Origin of the sequence: Luteipulveratus mongoliensis (assembly GCF_001190945.1) — a bacterium.
GTDB lineage: Bacteria > Actinomycetota > Actinomycetes > Actinomycetales > Dermatophilaceae > Luteipulveratus > Luteipulveratus mongoliensis.
In genome coordinates, this window is record NZ_CP011112.1 from 1027721 (window position 1) to 1044480 (window position 16760).

At 70.0% G+C, this 16760-nt stretch carries 15 protein-coding genes; 9 read left to right on the plus strand and 6 right to left on the minus strand.

The window, feature by feature from the left end; all coding sequences use genetic code 11:
• Positions 1 to 19 precede the first annotated feature (19 nt).
• A complete protein-coding gene (locus VV02_RS04790) occupies positions 20 to 415 on the plus strand; it encodes a MerR family transcriptional regulator (RefSeq protein ID WP_052590225.1) in 396 nt (131 codons plus the stop codon).
• On the opposite strand, the gene VV02_RS04795 is transcribed toward VV02_RS04790, so the two are convergent.
• On the minus strand, positions 399 to 875 hold the full coding sequence (locus VV02_RS04795; RefSeq protein WP_245632997.1) for an aminoacyl-tRNA deacylase: 477 nt from the start codon (positions 873 to 875) through the stop codon (positions 399 to 401). The genes VV02_RS04790 and VV02_RS04795 overlap by 17 nt on opposite strands.
• 161 nt (positions 876 to 1036) lie before the next feature.
• On the opposite strand from VV02_RS04795, the gene VV02_RS04800 reads away from it, so the two are divergent.
• From VV02_RS04800 to VV02_RS27285, 8 genes are all read left to right on the plus strand, one after another.
• Positions 1037 to 2434 (plus strand): hypothetical protein, encoded by a 1398-nt coding sequence (locus VV02_RS04800; RefSeq protein ID WP_157063274.1) that lies wholly within the window; start codon positions 1037 to 1039, stop codon positions 2432 to 2434.
• Entirely contained in the window at positions 2431 to 3834 is a 1404-nt protein-coding gene (locus VV02_RS04805; protein WP_052590228.1) for a hypothetical protein, read from the plus strand. Before VV02_RS04800 ends, VV02_RS04805 begins: the two co-directional genes overlap by 4 nt.
• A gap of 261 nt (positions 3835 to 4095) precedes the next feature.
• The gene (locus VV02_RS04810; RefSeq protein ID WP_052596557.1) at positions 4096 to 5274 is read left to right on the plus strand and encodes an allantoate amidohydrolase; all 1179 of its coding nucleotides are present in this window, start codon (positions 4096 to 4098) and stop codon (positions 5272 to 5274) included.
• On the plus strand, positions 5271 to 6587 hold the full coding sequence (locus VV02_RS04815) for a formimidoylglutamate deiminase (RefSeq protein WP_052590229.1): 1317 nt from the start codon (positions 5271 to 5273) through the stop codon (positions 6585 to 6587). Before VV02_RS04810 ends, VV02_RS04815 begins: the two co-directional genes overlap by 4 nt.
• Positions 6584 to 7798, plus strand: coding sequence for an imidazolonepropionase (gene hutI, locus VV02_RS04820; RefSeq protein ID WP_083449910.1), 1215 nt, complete (start codon positions 6584 to 6586; stop codon positions 7796 to 7798). The genes VV02_RS04815 and hutI overlap by 4 nt, the downstream gene beginning before the upstream one ends.
• Before the next feature lie 81 nt (positions 7799 to 7879).
• Positions 7880 to 9100, plus strand: a complete 1221-nt coding sequence (locus VV02_RS04825) for a sensor histidine kinase (RefSeq protein ID WP_052590230.1) — start codon at positions 7880 to 7882, stop codon at positions 9098 to 9100.
• On the plus strand, positions 9097 to 9777 hold the full coding sequence (locus VV02_RS04830) for a response regulator transcription factor (protein ID WP_052590231.1): 681 nt from the start codon (positions 9097 to 9099) through the stop codon (positions 9775 to 9777). The genes VV02_RS04825 and VV02_RS04830 overlap by 4 nt, the downstream gene beginning before the upstream one ends.
• 298 nt (positions 9778 to 10075) lie before the next feature.
• Positions 10076 to 11800: a sigma-70 family RNA polymerase sigma factor gene (locus VV02_RS27285; RefSeq protein WP_052590232.1), complete on the plus strand. Its 1725-nt coding sequence runs from the start codon at positions 10076 to 10078 to the stop codon at positions 11798 to 11800.
• Between the two features lie 21 nt (positions 11801 to 11821).
• Here VV02_RS27285 and VV02_RS04840 read toward each other — a convergent pair whose 3' ends face one another.
• From VV02_RS04840 to pdhA, 5 genes are all read right to left on the minus strand, one after another.
• Complete coding sequence (locus tag VV02_RS04840) at positions 11822 to 12640, minus strand: polysaccharide deacetylase family protein (protein ID WP_245632998.1); 819 nt, start codon at positions 12638 to 12640, stop codon at positions 11822 to 11824.
• A 219-nt stretch (positions 12641 to 12859) separates the two neighbouring features.
• A complete protein-coding gene (locus tag VV02_RS04845) occupies positions 12860 to 13168 on the minus strand; it encodes a DUF4333 domain-containing protein (protein WP_052590233.1) in 309 nt (102 codons plus the stop codon).
• Positions 13169 to 13217: 49 nt separating this feature from the next.
• Positions 13218 to 14543 (minus strand): dihydrolipoamide acetyltransferase family protein, encoded by a 1326-nt coding sequence (locus tag VV02_RS04850; RefSeq protein WP_052590234.1) that lies wholly within the window; start codon positions 14541 to 14543, stop codon positions 13218 to 13220.
• Positions 14540 to 15550, minus strand: coding sequence for an alpha-ketoacid dehydrogenase subunit beta (locus tag VV02_RS04855; RefSeq protein ID WP_052590235.1), 1011 nt, complete (start codon positions 15548 to 15550; stop codon positions 14540 to 14542). The genes VV02_RS04850 and VV02_RS04855 overlap by 4 nt, the downstream gene beginning before the upstream one ends.
• Positions 15547 to 16686 (minus strand): pyruvate dehydrogenase (acetyl-transferring) E1 component subunit alpha, encoded by a 1140-nt coding sequence (gene pdhA / locus VV02_RS04860; protein ID WP_052590236.1) that lies wholly within the window; start codon positions 16684 to 16686, stop codon positions 15547 to 15549. Before pdhA ends, VV02_RS04855 begins: the two co-directional genes overlap by 4 nt.
• Between the last annotated feature and the right edge of the window lie 74 nt (positions 16687 to 16760).

Genomic DNA, 16760 nt, shown 5'->3' on the forward strand with positions numbered 1-16760 from the left:
TTCGACCGAAAGGATCTCGATGCGTATCGGCGATCTGTCCGCAGCGACGGGTGCCAGCCCGCGATCGCTGCGCTACTACGAGCAGCAGGGCCTCATGGCGAGTCAACGGAGTCCGAGCGGCCAGCGGCTCTATGCCGACGCGACGATCGAGCGCGTCCGCCTCATCCGCAACCTGCTCGGCGCCGGCCTGTCCAGCGACACCATCCGCGAGGTGCTGCCGTGCGTCGCGGACGAGTCCATCCGTACGCCGTGGCTGGCCGAGCGCCTCGAGGCCGAGCAGTCCCGGATCGAGGAGCAGATGGCGTGTCTGAGCGCCACCCGCGATGCGCTGGGCGCGGTCATCGAGCGCTACCGGGTTGAGGGCTCGCCGGCCGAGGACTCCGCGGCCGACCGGGAGGTCACGCCGGCTCGGTGACGTCGGCCACCTGAGCCTCCAGCACGCGTACGACGTCGTCGGCTGCCGTGGTCACGGCGACTCCGTGGGCTCCCGCGCCGAGCGAGACCGTACGACCGGCGATCGTGGCGTCGGCGACGACCGGCCACGCTGTGGTCGAGCCGAACGGCGTGATCGTGCCGCGCTCGTAACCCGTTGCGCCCCGGGCGGTTTCGGCGTCCGGCATGGACAGTCGGCTCACGCCGAGCAGCGCCCGCAGCTTGGGCCAGGAGATCTGGCGGTCGCCGGGCACGAGCACGAAGATGAAGTCGCCCTCGCCGCGTCGGACCACGAGCGTCTTGACGATGTCGCGGGGCTGGATCCCGCGAGCCTCGGCTGCCTCGGCGAGTGAACCGACCGGTCCGTGGCGGGTGATCGTGTGCTCGATACCTGACTCACGCAGCGCAGCGGACACACGCTCTTCGCCAGAAGTCACAGTCACGGCCTCACCCTAAGCACGCCCACTCGCTGGTCGAGTAGGTCGAGCCGCTAGGCGAGGCCGTATCGAGACCAGGTGACCGCGTGCACCTGGCTCGATACGGCTCGGCTCACGCCTCGCCTACTCGACCAGCGAAATGGTGGGGCGGGGCTAGGCTCGCGCGGATGAGCCGACGAGCAGAGCGCGTGTGGGCCGCCCTCGGGCTGGTCGCGGTGCTCGGCGCCCTCCTCGTCGGCTGGCAGGTGTCGAGCGGGAGTGCAATTCATCGGGCTCGCGAGCAAGCTGCATCGTTGCGCACGATGCCCGGCGTCGAACGCGTCGTCGTGACCGACCCGACCTCGGATGACCCGGACCTCATCGTCGCCCTGCGTCCGGAAGCCCGGACCGACGACGTCCGGGATCTCATCGACCGCGCCGGTGCGTACGCCGAACGCACGAACGGACCCCGCGTCGACGTGTCGGCCGGGCACGCCCACGCTCTGGTCACCGATAACGACGGCGACCCCCAGCAGGCAGCCCGCATCCTGACAGCCCTCGCGACTCTGTCCCGCGGCGAGGCCGAGACGTTCGGTAGCGGGCAGGTGGCGGTCAACGTCCCTCGCGCCGAGGCCATCCCCGTGGCCTCCGAGGTCGTACGCCGCCTGCTCGCCGCGGACCTGAGCGATACGCACGTGAGCGTCGGCGGGGACGCAGCGCCCGGTGTCGTCGAGCTGTCCACGGGCAGCGATCTCAAGTCCGCAGGGACGCTCCTCGCACGACTCGCGCCGTTGGCGCCGTCCGGTCCTCACGTCGATGTCGGGCGTCACAGCGTGCGGCTCGAGCTGCGCGACGCCAAGCCTGCGGACGCCGTCGCGGCGATGCGGACCGTTCAGTCGGCCGCTCGGGCGGCGTGGCCGGGCGAGGACGCCTCAGCCAGCGTCGAGCTCAATGGGCCGCGACCGCTCACGATCGACGGCCAGGCAGACCCGCGATTCGCCGCACGCGTGATCCAGCAGCTCGACCAGCGCGGCTTCCCGGTCTCGTCGGTCAGCACGGAGCTGGACTTCGTCACGGTCGAGGTGAAGGGCGCGCGCGACCTGCCCGACCTGTCCGCTGCCGTACGCCGGCTCTCGCCCGCACTCCCCTCGGGGAGCCGGGTCCGAACCAGCTGGGACCACGGCAGATTCGCGGGCACGACGGCCGAGCTCGAGCGCCAGGCACCACGCATTGCCGCGCTGGAGCTGCAGGGCTACGCCGTCCTCTGGCAGAGCAGCCCGGGAGGGACTGCGAGCGTGAGCCTGGGTCTCCCCGAGGGCACCGACCTCAACGCTCAGAACGTGACGGCCGCAGCCCGAATGATCCGCTCGATGCCCTGGCCGGGCACGGCACAGGTGTCGCTGGTCCAGCTGCCTCCGGAGGGCGCGGACGTGACCAAGGCCGCGATCGTGCAGTTCAGCTCGACCGCGACGGGCACAGCCGGCAAGGTCACCGACAACACCTTTCAGTCGTTCCCGGCCGCGACGAAGGTGCTCTTCGTCAAGGCCTGGAACGCGACCGCCACCTCGGACGTGAAGCCGAGATGACGCGTACGGCAGTCCGTCGCCTGGCCGCAGTTGGCCTGATCGCGGTGCTCGCGGTCGTCGGCTGGTCGACCTACCGATGGTGGACCGGCGACGCGCATCGCACTCAGCAGTTCGTCGCCAACGTTCAGTCACTGCCAGGTGTCGACGCCGCCTGGACCGACCACGAAGAAGGTATTGAACGGGTCGCCATGGCCCCGGCCTCTTCGGAGGATCAGGTGAGAGGCGTCGTACGACGTCTGCAGGATCGGTACGCCGAGACTCGGGAGCACAGCACGATCACGGTCGGTGTCGCGAGAGCCGTGATCAGCCAGGCCCGTTCGTTCGCGGGGGACGAGACCCCCGCGCTGCTGCACGCCGTCGGGTCCGTGGACGTACAGCCCGGCACGACGATCGACGTGCCCACCGACTCGGCCGGCCCGGTCGACGTCCGCGTGCCGACGGCCGGCACCTCCGTCAGCACGGCACGGACGGTGCTGACGGCGCTCGCCGCCGCCGACAGCTGGCCGATGAGCGGCAGCCGGCTCTGGGTTCGCGGTCCTCGCGGTGGCGTGGTCGTGCCGGACGAGGTGTCCATCAGCGGCGCCCGCGAGTCGCAGGACCTGCTGAGTCGTCTGGCTCGGCTCGAACTGCTGCAACGCTGGCACCCGAGCGTCCGGTTCGGCTCCGACCCGCGGGACACCGACATCACCGTCTATCCGTCCGGTCTCGCCGAGGTCGGTCCGGCGATGTCGCAGGCGCGCAGCCTGGCGGATCCGGGCAGCATGATCAGCGCGACCGTCGGCCGGGACGACGAGGACTCGACCACGATCTCCGGGACCAGCGATCCGGCGCGAGCGGTGGCGTTGGTCCGGCAGGTGAGCGTGGGGGAGACCGTGGTGCGCTACGCGGACACCGGCCTGCTCTCGGTCGAGCTGCGGACGTCGTACGACCAGCTCCCCGGCGTCCTCGCATCGGCAGGGAAGGCCGGAGTCCGCACGATCCACGTGACCTGGGACGACGGCGAGATCAAGGCTTCGGTCGCCCAGGCGCGGCAGCTCCTCCCAGGGGTCGCGCGCCTGCGAAGCCTCGGCTACACCACCGTCTGGGTGGCACCCGACGCCGGCGGCACTCTGCGGATCGGGGTCGCGCCCATCGGCAGCACCAGGGAGGAGCGGGAGAAGGCTTCGTCGGACCTGGAGGGACGGCCCGACGGGCTCACTCAGCTCTCCCGGGCCGTTCGCGAGCTGGGCTGGCCCGGCCGCGCCGAGGTGCACATCCCCGTCGTGATGGACGAGCGTCTGCGGGACCAGATCTTCCTGTCCACGGCGACCGGCCGATCTGTACGCGCACCACGGGCGCCGATTCCGGCCACCGGTGTCATCGAGGCCTGGGACGCGACTGCGACTCCGCTGGTCGAGTAGCCGGAGCGCCAGCCCCACCGCTGGTCGAGTAGCCGGAGCGCCAGCCCCACCGCTGGTCGAGTAGCCGGAGCGCTAGCGGAGGCGTATCGAGACCCGGCGACCGCGCGCACCTGGTCTCGATACGGCTCGCCCTTGGGGCTCGCCTACTCGACCGGCGGTCGTGTGTCTCGGGTCTGAGACGGCCGACCGGGTCGTTCGAGCCGCACAGGCGCCGGAGTGCGGTGTGATGGGCGGGTGAGTGCACTGAGCGAGTTCGACCGGATGTGGGCCGAGATCCTGCCCGTGGGCCGGGACGGTGACACGGGTGGCTACCGGCGCTTCGCCTGGACCCGCGAGGACCACACGCTGCGCGAGTGGTTCGCCGGCGAGTGCACACGCCGCGGACTCGACCTGACCGAGGACCGCATGGGCAACCAGTGGGCGTGGTGGGGCAACCCGGACGAGACGCCGGGCGTCGTCATCGGCTCGCACCTGGACTCCGTTCCCGATGGTGGTGCGTACGACGGCCCGCTGGGTGTCGTGACCGCGCTCGCCGTGATCGATGCCTTGCGTGACAAGGGCTTTCAGCCCTCCCAGCCACTTGCGGTCGTCAACTTCGTGGACGAGGAGGGTGCCCGCTTCGGCGTCGCCTGCGCCGGCTCACGGGTCATCACGGGCGCCATGACCACTGATCGCGCGCTTGGCCTCAAGGATGCGGACGGTCACACGATGGCCGCCGCCCTCAAGGCCGCTGGCCGGCCGACCAACGTCGGTCGTGACGACGAAACCCTCAGGCGTATCGGCACATTCGTCGAGCTGCACGTCGAGCAGGGCCGCGCGCTCGCCGACCTCGACCCGGGCACGTCAGCGGTCGCGGTCGGCACCGACATCTGGCCACACGGGCGTTGGCGGCTCGACTTCGCTGGCACGGCCAACCATGCCGGCACCACTCGTCTGGAGGATCGCCACGACGCGATGCTCGGCTATGCGCAGACCGTGCTCGCGGCGAGAACCGTTGCGCACCAACGTGGTTGCGTCGCAACCGTAGGCAAGGTCGTCGTCGAGCCCAACGGCGTCAACGCCATCCCATCGCACGTCACCGGCTGGCTCGATGCGCGCGGTGCGCACGAGGAGTCCGTACGGCTGGCGGTCGCCGATCTCGTTGACACCGCCAAGCAGCACGGTGGCACCGTGTCGGAGGAGTCCTGGACCGGCACCACAACCTTCGACCCAGAGCTCGCGCAGCGCATGCGTACGTTGCTCGGCGGTCAGGCGCCGATGCTCGGCACCGGGGCCGGCCACGACGCCGGCATCCTCGCCAACGCTGGCATCTCGACCGGCATGCTCTACGTCCGCAACCCGACCGGTGTGTCCCACTCGCCCGAGGAGTTCGCCGAGCCGGCGGACTGCCACGCGGGTGTCGAGGCGCTGACCACGGTGGTCGAGGGGCTCGCGTCGTGACGGCGTACTGGGCCGAAAGTGCATTGCTACCAACAGGTCTCGCCACCGGAGTGCGACTCGAGATCGCTGAGGGCCGGTTCGTCGCGGTCGAGCCCGACCAGCCGCAGGGCGATGCGCACCGGCTCGACGGTGTCGTGCTGCCCGGCTTGGCCAACTGTCACAGCCACGCCTTTCACCGTGCTCTGCGCGGCCGGACCCACCACGGCGGCGGCACGTTCTGGACGTGGCGCGAGGGCATGTACGCGATCGCGGCCCAGCTGGACCCGGACACCTACCTCTCACTGGCGCGGGCGACGTACGCCGAGATGGCGCTGGCCGGAGTCACGAGCGTGGGTGAGTTCCACTACGTGCACCACCAGCCGGACGGGCGCCCTTACGACGACCCGAACGCGATGGGGGAGGCGCTGCGGCAGGCCGCGGCCGAGGCGGGCGTACGGCTGACGCTCCTGGACACGTGCTACCTGGCCGGCGGGTTGAGCGCCGAGGGCCACCAGCCGCTCGGGCCGGAGCAACAGCGGTTCGGCGACGGTGACGCGGAGCAGTGGGCGGCGCGGGTCGCCGGGCTCGTGCCGGACGCGAATACCGTTGTGGGCGCTGCTATTCACTCGATCCGAGCCGTCCCTCGTAGTCAGCTGACGACTGTTGTCGCGGCCGCTGAAGGCAAGCCACTGCACGTGCACCTCTCCGAGCAGCCGGCCGAGAACGATGCCTGCCTCGCCCACTACGGCATGACACCGACCGCGCTGCTGGCGGACGCGGGCGCGCTCGGGCCGCGCACCTCGGCTGTCCACGCGACCCACCTCACCGGTGACGACATCGCCCGACTCGGCAGCACGCGTACGACCGCCTGCTTCTGCCCGACGACCGAGCGAGACCTGGCCGACGGCATCGGCCCTGCCCGGGCACTCTCTGACGCGGGCGCGCCGCTCAGCCTCGGGTCCGATCAGCATGCCGTGATCGACCTGCTCGAGGAGGCCCGTGCCCTGGAGATGCACGAACGCCTCTCCACTCGCGAGCGCGGCCGCTTCACCCAGGCTCAGCTGCTCGACGCACTCACCGCGCACGGCTCGATCGGCTGGTCCGACGCGGGCAGACTTGAGGTCGGGGCACGCGCGGATCTCGTTGCACTGCAGACGAACTCGCCGCGCACGGCGGGGTCGGTGCCCGACCAGATCGTCCTCACGGCGAGCGCCGGTGATGTGCGTACGGTGATTCGGGACGGTGAGATCGTGGTGCAGGACGGTCAGCACCGACTCGGCGACGTCGGCCGGCTCCTGTCCGACGCCATCGACCCCCTCTGGAGGAGCGCATGACTGATCACCTTGGTCTCGATACTGACTCCGCAAGCGCTCCGTCCCACTCGACCAGCGGGAGTGTTCTCGTCACGGGGATTGCTGAGCTGGTCACCAATGATCCGTCTCTCGAGGGGCCGCTGGGCATCGTGCGGGACGCCGCGCTGGTCGTCGAGGACGATCGCGTCGCGTGGGTCGGCCGAGCAGCAGACGCGCCGGCCGCCGACCGCACCTTCGACCTCGTAGGCCGTTGTGTCGTACCAGGATTCGTCGACAGTCACTCCCACCTGGTCTTCGCGGGAGATCGGTCGGCGGAGTTCGCCGCGCGCATGACGGGCGAGCCGTACGACGGTGGCGGGATCGCCGTCTCGGTCGAGGCGACCCGGGCCGCGAGCGACGACGAGCTGCGCGGTCTCCTCACCCACCGCGTCGCCGAGATGCGGTCCCAGGGCAGCACGACGATCGAGATCAAGAGCGGCTACGGACTCAATGTCGACGACGAGGCCCGCGCCCTCCGCCTCGCCCGCGAGCTCACCACCGAGACCACCTTCCTCGGCGCGCACGTGGTGCCGCCCGAGGCGCGAGGCGACCGGTCGGCGTACGTCGACCTGGTCGTCGGCGACATGCTCACCGCCTGTGCGCCGCACGCCCGCTGGATCGACGTGTTCTGCGAGCCCAACAGTCCGTACGCCTTCACCGAAGACGAGTCCCGCCGGGTGCTGCGGGCCGGTCTCGACGCCGGCCTCGAAGCGAGGGTGCACGGCAACCAGCTCGGCCCAGGTCCGGGCGTACGCCTCGCCGTTGAGCTCGGCGCGGCCAGCGTGGACCACTGCACCTACCTGAGCGACGACGACATCGACGCGCTGGCGGGGAGTGAGACGGTCGCGACGCTGCTGCCGGGCGTGGAGTTCTCGACGCGATCGCCCTACCCCGACGCCCGCCGGCTGCTCGACGCCGACGTCAAGGTCGCGCTGGCCAGCGACTGCAACCCGGGCACCTGCTACTCCAGCTCGATCCCGCTGGCCATCGCCCTGGCGGTCCGCGAGATGGGCATGACGCCGGCCGAGGCGCTGCAGGCGGCCACCCTCGGCAGCGCTCGGTCGTTGCGCCGCGACGATGTCGGACACCTGGCCCCAGGAGCACGTGCCGATCTCACGGTGCTGGACGCGCCGTCGTACCTGCACATCCCCTATCGCGTCGGCGTCCCGATCGCCCGCGCCCTCGACCTCTGATCCCTCCGGCAGACCGAGGGATGAGGCGAGATCAGACCTCGGTACGACGGCCCGCGGCCTCTGCGCGAATACGCTGCTGAGGTGACCCTGGAGAACCGCTATGACCTGCTGAGGAGACGTCCGCGTCTGTTCGACGGGCTCATCGTCGGCGGGTTCGTGTTCGTGAGCCTGCTGGTCGCCTTCGCGTCATGGTGGCTCGCTCTCGTGGGTGTCGCGATCAGCATCCCGCTCTGGTGGCGCCGGACGCGCCCGCTGTGGTGTGCCGGCACGATGTTTGTGGCGTGTCTGGTCCAGCTCGCCACGCACAACAACGTCCTCCCGGCCGATGTCGCCCCCCTGTTCGCGATCTACGCCACGGCGGCTTACGGCCTCACGAAGCAGACGCGTCTGGTCGGCCTCGTCCTGGGTCTCCTCGGCGCGGTCGCGGGTGGAGTGCGTTGGGGTCTGATCGATCCCGGTGGCGCGAAGACCCACGCGGTCAACATTGCGCTGATGACCGTCTTCCTGACGATGGTCGCGGTCTCATCCTGGGTGCTCGGTGACCTGCTGCGGACCCGGAGGGCCGTCCTGGACCAGCTCCAGAAGCAGAACCGCGCGCTCGAACGCGACCAGGAGCAGCGCACAGCGATCGCCGCGCAGGAGGAGCGCTCCCGGATCGCCCGCGAGATGCACGACGTCGTTGCCCACTCACTCGCCGTCGTCGTGGTCCAGGCGGACGGCGGTGCGTACGCCGCTCGCTCGGGTTCGCAGGACACGGCGACAGCCCTCGAAAGGGCGGCCACCACACTCGAAACGATCGGGGACGCCGCGCGCGAGGCCCTGACCGAGACCCGCCGGCTGGTCGGCGTGCTGCGCGAGCCGGGATCCGAGATGGAGCTCGCGCCGCAGGCCGGTCTAGACGCGATCGCCGGTGTGGCGGAGCGGACGACCGCGGCCGGCGTACCCACGACCTTCGAGGTGAGCGGCGAGCCAGGTGACGTACCCCGCGACGCCGAGCTCGCGGCGTACCGCGTCGTGCAGGAGTCCCTCACCAACGTGATGAAGCACGCCGGTCCGCAGGCGTCGGCGCACGTCCGGCTCGAGCACCGGCCCGGCGAGATCGTGATCAGCGTGGTCGATGACGGACGCGGCAGCGACACCGTCAGTGACGGCGAGGGCAACGGCATCCCGGGCATGCGCGAGCGCGTACAGATCTACGGCGGCACGCTGGAGGCCGGTCCGCGACGCGGGCCCGGGTTCGCCGTGCAGGCCACGATTCCCGTGACCCAAGAGGTCCGGTCAACGACAAGGAGCAATGCATGAACGAGGACGGGTCCATCGGGGTCTTCCTGGTCGATGACCAGGCGTTGGTGCGGGCCGGCTTCCGCATGGTGCTGGACGCTGAGCCGGGAATGACCGTGCTCGGTGAGGCGTCCGACGGGCAGGAGGCCGTGGAGAGCCTCGGCCTGCAGCGGGCTGATGTCGTGCTGATGGACGTACGCATGCCTCGCCTCGACGGCGTCGAAGCCACTCGGCAGATCTGTGCGCGCCCGGATGCGCCCGCGGTCCTGGTGCTGACGACGTTCGATCTCGATGAGTACGCCTTCGCCGCGCTCAAGGCGGGCGCCGCCGGGTTCCTGCTCAAGGACGCCGGGCCGTCGGATCTGCTGGCCGCTATTCGGACCGTGCATGCGGGCGACGCGGTGGTGGCGCCCTCGACGACACGGCGACTGATCGACCGGTTCTCCGAGCACCTGCCCGATGGCGAGGCGCCGACACCTGATGACCGGCTCGGCCTGCTCACGGATCGCGAGCGTGAAGTTCTTGTCGCCGTTGGTCAGGGCCTGACCAATACGGAGATCGCGTCCGCGCTTTTTGTTGCGGAGGCCACAGTCAAGACTCACATCGGCCGCATTCTGGCCAAGCTCGGTTTGCGCGACCGGGTGCAGATGGTGGTCCTCGCGTACGAGACGGGCCTGGTCCGCGTCACCGGCACCTAGCCCAAAAAGCCCGTCATTCCGCCGGTAAAGGCGGCCATCCCGCGCCGGATCGCGGCCACAGCGCCCCGACGCGGGATGACCATGGGAGCGCCCTCCGCCTAGCGGGCGACGCCCCGCCCCACCTGGAAGACGATGGAGGCCCCCAGGTCTGTCGCAGAACCCGCGAACATTCTTGGAGTGAATTCTCATCTGACTTGTGAGTGTGCTGACCGGCCCCAGAACGTCGTACTCTGAGTTACGGTCTGGCCGCAGGCTCGCGCCTGCGAGCGATCCAACGCAAACGTTCGAGGACTCTTATATGGCTCACATTGCTCGCTTCGAGGAGCCATTGGAGCAACCCCACGACAGCGATCGCATGCTGCTGGAGGCCGTACGATCCGGCGACCAGTCGGCGTACGGCGACCTCTGGACCCGGCACGCGGACGCCGCACACCGGCTCGCTCGCGCCATCGCGCCGTCCAAGGAGACCGACGACCTGGTGAGCGAGAGCTTCACCCGGGTGCTGCGCGTGATCCGGGAGGGTGGCGGACCCGACACGGCGTTCCGGCCCTACCTGCTCAGCACGGTGCGGCGCGTGGCGATCGACACAGGCCGCACCTACAGCCAGCGCATCCAGCTGACCGACGACACCGAAGACCTCGACACGACCACGGTGGTCACGCCCGCCGACAAGGCCGTCGACCACGAGGAGCAGCGAGTCGTCTGGGCGGCCTGGAAGTCCCTCCCCGAAGAGTCTCAGACGCTGCTGTGGCACCTGCTGGTCGAGGAGGAGACGCCTGCGCAGCTCGCGCCGGTCCTCGGCATCACGGCCAACGGAGTGTCCTCACGAGCCAAGCGCGCCAAGGAGCGGCTGCGTCAGGCGTTCCTCAGCGAATACGTCGCCGGTGCGCACGACGAGGAGTGCCGCGACATCCGGCGGCTGATGGGTGCCCACGTCCGCGACGGGCTGTCCAGCCGCGACGACGCCGTGGTGAGCGAGCACCTCGAGGACTGCGACTCCTGCGGCGCTGCCCTGCTGGCGATCAGCGACACCAACGCAGGCATGCGCATCCTCGTGCTGCCGGTGCTGCTCGGTGGCACCGCGGTGGCGACGAGCTATCTCGCGTCGGCCGGTACGACTGTGGTTGCCGGTGCGGCGGCTGGCGGCGCTGCCGCCGGTGCTGCTGGCGGCGCGTCTGGTGGCGCCTCCGCGGGAGGCTTCTCGTTCTGGCCCCCGCCGGGCCTCACCAGCCCGGGACGCGTCGGCGCCGCTGGTGGTGCGGCTGTTGCGGTGGTCGCCGTCGCCGCAGCAGCCTTCGGGCTCGTCGGCTCCGGAGGCACCGAACCAAGCCCGCCCAAGCCCGTGTCGCGAGCCACGAGTGCCGCCCCGGCCAAGCCCGGCCCCGCGCCAGCACCGGCGCCTGGCGCCAACCCCCCGGCGCCGGCGCCCAAGCCCGCTCCGCCTGGGAGCAAGCCGGCGCCCCCAGCCGCGCAGCCATCGCCGGCCACCCCGCCGCCCGTGGTTGTCGTGACCAGCAGCCCGCCCACGCCGAGCCCGGACTCGCCCGCGCCGACGTCGGCCAGTACGCCGCCGTCGAGCAGCTCAACGCCGCCGCCGAGTACTCCCACGAAGCCACGGCCGACCCAGTCGCCGACAACGCGGCCCACGGCCACTCCGAGCTCGACGACCGTCCCGACGTCACCTCCGACCACGCGCCCGACGACGCCTCCGCCCCCCACGCACGCTCCGCCCGAGCCGGTGACGATGACGTTCACGTTCACACCGCGGACGATTCTGCCGACCTACGCGCGCCTCGAAGCAACGGCTGGCTGGCAGCTCGTGTCGTTGCGCGGCCACGATCGCATCCAGCGGATCCCCGGACCGGCCGAGACGTTCGAGGGCTATCTGCCGCCGGGCACCTCAACGCTGACCGTGCGCAGTGCGCGCATCCCCGACAAGGGGCTGCTGAACGCGAGGTTCACCCTCACCCCGCTCAGCCTCTTCCCGTTGCCGGGGAGCCGCACCTACCCGCTGACGCCCTGACGTTCGTACGCCTCCCGCGCCTCAGCAGGTCGGCAGTGACTTGAGCTGGTAGCCGCGTGAGTGCAGGTTGCGCAGCACCGTGGCCAGCGCGGCGATGCTCTGCGAGCGGTCACCGCCACCGTCGTGCATCAGGATCACGGCGCCCGGGTGTGCACCCGAGATCGCTTGCTGTGCAATGGCATTCGCGCCTGGCTTGCTCCAGTCGCGGGTGTCGACATCCCACAGCGCCACGTGCTGGTGGCGCGAGTGGATGGCGTTGGTGACCGTCTTGTTGACCGCGCCGTAGGGCGGCCGTACGCACCGAAGCGGCTGACCGAGCGCAGTCGCGGTGCGGTCCAGCTGGCTGGACAGGGCCGTCGGTCCGAGCTTGGTGAGATCCGAGTGGTCCCAGCTGTGGTTGCCGATGCGGTGACCGGCCTGACGGACCTGACGCACCAGCGACGGGTGCTCCGTGGCGTGCACGCCGACCTCGAAGAACGTCGCGTGGGCGCCGTACTGCTTCAGCAGCCGCAGCACCTGAGGTGTCCAGCGCGGGTCCGGGCCGTCATCGAACGTGAGATAGATCGTCCGGCCGGCGGCTGGGATGCGGTCGTCCATCGCCGGCGGTGAGGTGGGCACCGGCACGGGCCGATCCGGAGTGACTCGCGGCGATGGACGATCGGCGCCGTGTGGCCGGTCGGCGTCACCGCCCTTGGCCGACGTGGCGGTGGCCGTCCCCGAGCCGACCACCGTCACCTTCGCCCGCGAAGCGTCAGCGCTCCCCACCTGCCAAGCACCTGCCGTCGTCACCGTCGTCACTGCAATGGCCGCCGACACGACAGCCCACCCCCGAGCACGCATGATTCATCCCTTGTCTGCGCTGGTGCCGGCCATCGCCCCCGACAGCCCCCGAGAACACCTGCGCTTCACAGGGTCTGACGCCACAGGACGCAAACAGGTTGGTCACGGAAAGGTCAACATCCGGTGTGTGTTCGGGTGGCTGCGTATGCCCCCGGGCATGACGACGGGCGCCCTCCCGGGGTGGAGAGGGCGCCCGTTCGGTGCAGCTGGTCTGCCGGGTCAGCCCTTGCCGTTGGGCAGGAAGCTGTAGCTGACGTTGTCGCCGTCCACCTTGGTGACCTTGGCGTCGTACTTGATCTTCGCGCCGTCAACCTGGATGTCACAGTCGGACTTGGCGCCGACCTCGGCCTTGAGATCGTCGTGGCACTCGACCTTGCCGTACTTGTGGTCGGGAGCGCGCTCCTGCAGGACGCGCTTCAGCTCCTTCTCGACCTTGCCGTTGTCGACCTCTTTGGAACAACCGGCGAGACCGAAGATGAGAACTGTGCCAGCTGCGGCAGCAGCAATCGAACGACGTGCAGTGGACATGGTCTTCCTCCGTCTTGGGGAACAGCTGCTCCGCATCGTACGCAGGCGGTTACAGGTCTGCGAGCAACACGACGGGCCGTTCTACGGCATCTGCGACAAAGCGCAGGAAGCCGCCTGCCACGCCACCGTCGCAGACCCGGTGATCGAAGCTCAGCCCGAGCTGCGTCACCTTGCGTACGGCCAGCTCGCCGTCGACGACCCAGGGGCGGTCGATGATCCGGCCCACGCCGAGCATTCCGGCCTCGGGGTGGTTGATGATCGGTGTCGAACCATCGACCCCGAACACCCCGTAGTTGTTGAGCGTGAACGTGCTGCCGGTGAGGTCCTGCGGCGCGATGGTGCCGGCCTTCGCCTGGTCGACGAGTTCGCGCAGCCGAGAGGCCAGCTCGCGGGTCGTGAGGTTCTGGGCGTCGCGGACGACGGGGACGACGAGACCGCGCGGCGACTGCGCCGCGATCCCGAGGTGGACCGCGCCGTGTCGGACGATCTCCTGCGCCTCGACGTCGACGGACGCGTTCAGCTCGGGGAACTTCACGAGCCCAGCGACACAGATGCGCGCCATGATCGCGAGGACGGCGATCCGCTCGAGCCCGAGCGCGGCCTTGGCCTCGACGAGACCGGTGGCGTCGACGTCGACCCACGTAGTGGCGTCCGGAATCTCGCGTCGACTGGTGGTGACCCGGTCCGCGACCGTGCGACGGATCCCGGTGAGCGGAATCCGCTCGTCGCCGGTCGCCGCCGCTCGCTCCGTCATACCACCGACCGCTGCCTCGACATCGGCCCGTCGTACGACGTCGCCGGCTCGCGCTGCAGGCAGGCTCAACAGGTCGATCCCGTTGTCCTGGGCCAGCTTTCGCACGATCGGTGAGATCACGCGTACGACACCCTGCCTCTCCCGAGAAGGCGCCGGCGCGGCATGGCGCGGATCGTCGGCCTTCGCGGGGGAGTTGGTCCTCGTCGCCGCCGGCCGGACAACCCGGCGGCGACGAGTGCTGGGAGTGGCGCCGGTGCCGTAGCCGATGAGGACGGCTCCGGAGCCCTCATCAGCTGTCGCTCCGTTGCTCTCGGCGGGCACCGTGGCACCCGCGCGTTCTTCTTCGCGATACTGCCGTGCGCCCGAGAGAACCGTTGCTGCTTCTGCGGAGTCGCCGACCGTGATCAGCGGTGACCCCACCGGGACCACGTCCCCAACCGCGCCGTGGCGGGTGGCCACACGACCGGCGTACGGGCACGGTACGTCGACGGTCGCCTTGGCGGTCTCGACAACGACCACCGTCTGGTCGACTACGACCTCGTCGCCGTCCTCGACCAGCCACTCGACGATCTCGGCCTCGGTCAGGCCCTCGCCGAGGTCAGGCAGATTGAAGACGCTCATGCCGACGCTCCTGCATGGGTGAGGTCCGGCACGTCGTCCCACTGCAGCCGACCGATCGCGTCGAGGATGCGCTCGACGCCCGGGAGGTAGGTGTGCTCGAGCTTCGGTGCGGGATAAGGGATGTCGAGCCCGGTGACGCGGGCGACGGGTGCCTCCAACGAGTGGAAGCAACGCTCCGACACCCGCGCGGCCACCTCGCCGGCGACGCCGGCAAACCCCTGCGACTCGGACACGACCACGCAGCGCCCGGTCCGGCGTACGGACTCGACCACGGTCTCGTCATCGAACGGGACGATGGTGCGCAGGTCGATGACCTCGACGTCCCAGCCTTCCTCGCGGGCCGCCTCCGCCGCCTTGAGTGCGGTCGGCACGGACGGGCCATAGGTGACGATCGTGACGTCAGTTCCCTTGCGGCGCACCGCTGCTCGGCCGAACGGCGGCTCCTGGACGGGCAGCTCGAGGTCAGCCTTGGACCAGTAGAGAACCTTGGGTTCCATGAAGATCACGGGGTCCGGGTCCGCGATGGCCTCACGCAGCAGGCTGTACGCGTCCGCCGGCGTCGAGGGCGTCACGACCTTGAGTCCGGGCGTGTGAGCGTAGTAGCCCTCGCTGGAGTCACAGTGGTGCTCGACCCCGCCGATGCCGCCGGCGTACGGGATGCGGATGACCATCGGGAGGGTGACCTTGCCGCCCGTGCGGTTGCGCATCTTGGCCAGGTGCGAGTTGATCTGCTCGAACGCCGGGTAGGCGAAAGCGTCGAACTGCATCTCGACGACCGGCCGAAAACCGGTGAGGCACATACCGATTGCGAAACCAACGATGCCGGCCTCGGCGAGCGGGGTGTCGAAGCAGCGCTCCTCGCCGAACTCCTCGGTCAGCCCATCGGTGATCCGGAAGACGCCACCCAGGGTGCCGACGTCCTCACCGAACATCAGCACGTTCTCGTCCTCGGCGATCGCGTCGTGCAGCGCCTGGTTAAGCGCATTCCCCATCGTGACCGTGCTCATCGTGACTCCTCCTCGGCGTATGACGCGTCGGCCTCGAGCTCCGCTCGCACCATTGCCTGCTGCTCGCGCTGCTGCGGTGTCGGCTCGGCAAACACGTTGTCGAACAACGAGTTCGGGTCGACCTGGGGCTCGGCGTTCATCCGGTCGCGAAGGTCGGAAGCGCGTTCCTCGCCCTCCTGCTCGGCATCGCGGATGGCGGCTTCGTCGAGGTGACCGTTGATGGTGAGCCAGGTCTGGAGCCGGGCCAGCGGGTCCTTCGCCAGCCATGCCGAGACCTCGTCGGCGGTGCGGTAGCGCGACGCGTCGTCGGCGTTGGTGTGCGCGTCCATCCGGTAGGTGTGGGCCTCGATCAGGAACGGCCCGTGCCCGGAGCGGGCGTGCTCGACGGCCGCATCCATCACGGCCAGCACCGCGGCCGGGTCGTTGCCGTCGATCTGCTCGGACCGGACGCCGTACCCAATTCCCTTGTACGCCAACGCCGGAGCCTTCGACTGCTTCGCCAGGGGGACGGAGATCGCGTACTTGTTGTTCTGCACGAAGAAGATCACGGGAGCGCTGAAGACCGCCGCGAAGTTGAGGGCCTCGTGGAAGTCGCCCTCACTCGTCGCGCCGTCGCCGATGAAGGCCAGCGCCACCGCGTCCGACCCGCGTCGCTTCTCGCCGTAGGCCGCGCCGGCCGCGTGCAGCAGCTGCGTCGACAGGGGAGTGCACTGCGGAGCCGTCTTGTGCGCCATCGGGTCGTAGCCGCAGTGGGCGTCGCCGCGCAGCAGCGTCAGCGCCTCGACCGGGTCGATGCCGCGGGTGAACAGCGCGACCGACTCGCGATAGGTCGGGAACATCCAGTCGCGCCCGGTGATCGCCTGCACGGCGCCGACCTGGCAGGCCTCCTGGCCGCGCGAGCTCGGGTAGACCGCGAGGCGACCCTGCTTGGTCAGCGCGGTCGACTGCACGTCGAGCCGGCGGCCGATGACCATTCCGCGCCACAGCTCCAGCAGTCGCTCGGCGCTGGGCGCGGTGTACTGGTGATTGCCCGCGGCCTGCTCGACAAGAACCCCGTCCGGGTCGAGCAGCTGCACGGGCTGGGGGGAGGGCAGCAAGTCGGTCGCCACACCTCCAGGCGCGAGTGTGGTCTCCATCACGCCATCGTCCCTCGTGCGCGTCGTTTGGCTCTACCTGGCGGCACAATGCAAGGCATACTGACTTGCATGGC

What these genes read in the sequence shown, in the direction of transcription:
- VV02_RS04800 (WP_157063274.1), top strand. Translation starts at nt 1,037, where the DNA reads ATGAGCCGACGAGCAGAGCGCGTGTGGGCCGCCCTCGGGCTGGTCGCG.
- VV02_RS04790 (WP_052590225.1), top strand. Translation starts at nt 20, where the DNA reads ATGCGTATCGGCGATCTGTCCGCAGCGACGGGTGCCAGCCCGCGATCG.
- VV02_RS04840 (WP_245632998.1), bottom strand. Translation starts at nt 12,640, where the DNA reads ATGCGTGCTCGGGGGTGGGCTGTCGTGTCGGCGGCCATTGCAGTGACG.
- VV02_RS04810 (WP_052596557.1), top strand. Translation starts at nt 4,096, where the DNA reads ATGTGGGCCGAGATCCTGCCCGTGGGCCGGGACGGTGACACGGGTGGC.
- VV02_RS04845 (WP_052590233.1), bottom strand. Translation starts at nt 13,168, where the DNA reads ATGTCCACTGCACGTCGTTCGATTGCTGCTGCCGCAGCTGGCACAGTT.
- VV02_RS04850 (WP_052590234.1), bottom strand. Translation starts at nt 14,543, where the DNA reads ATGAGCGTCTTCAATCTGCCTGACCTCGGCGAGGGCCTGACCGAGGCC.
- hutI (WP_083449910.1), top strand. Translation starts at nt 6,584, where the DNA reads ATGACTGATCACCTTGGTCTCGATACTGACTCCGCAAGCGCTCCGTCC.
- VV02_RS04855 (WP_052590235.1), bottom strand. Translation starts at nt 15,550, where the DNA reads ATGAGCACGGTCACGATGGGGAATGCGCTTAACCAGGCGCTGCACGAC.
- VV02_RS27285 (WP_052590232.1), top strand. Translation starts at nt 10,076, where the DNA reads ATGGCTCACATTGCTCGCTTCGAGGAGCCATTGGAGCAACCCCACGAC.
- VV02_RS04805 (WP_052590228.1), top strand. Translation starts at nt 2,431, where the DNA reads ATGACGCGTACGGCAGTCCGTCGCCTGGCCGCAGTTGGCCTGATCGCG.
- pdhA (WP_052590236.1), bottom strand. Translation starts at nt 16,686, where the DNA reads ATGGAGACCACACTCGCGCCTGGAGGTGTGGCGACCGACTTGCTGCCC.
- VV02_RS04830 (WP_052590231.1), top strand. Translation starts at nt 9,097, where the DNA reads ATGAACGAGGACGGGTCCATCGGGGTCTTCCTGGTCGATGACCAGGCG.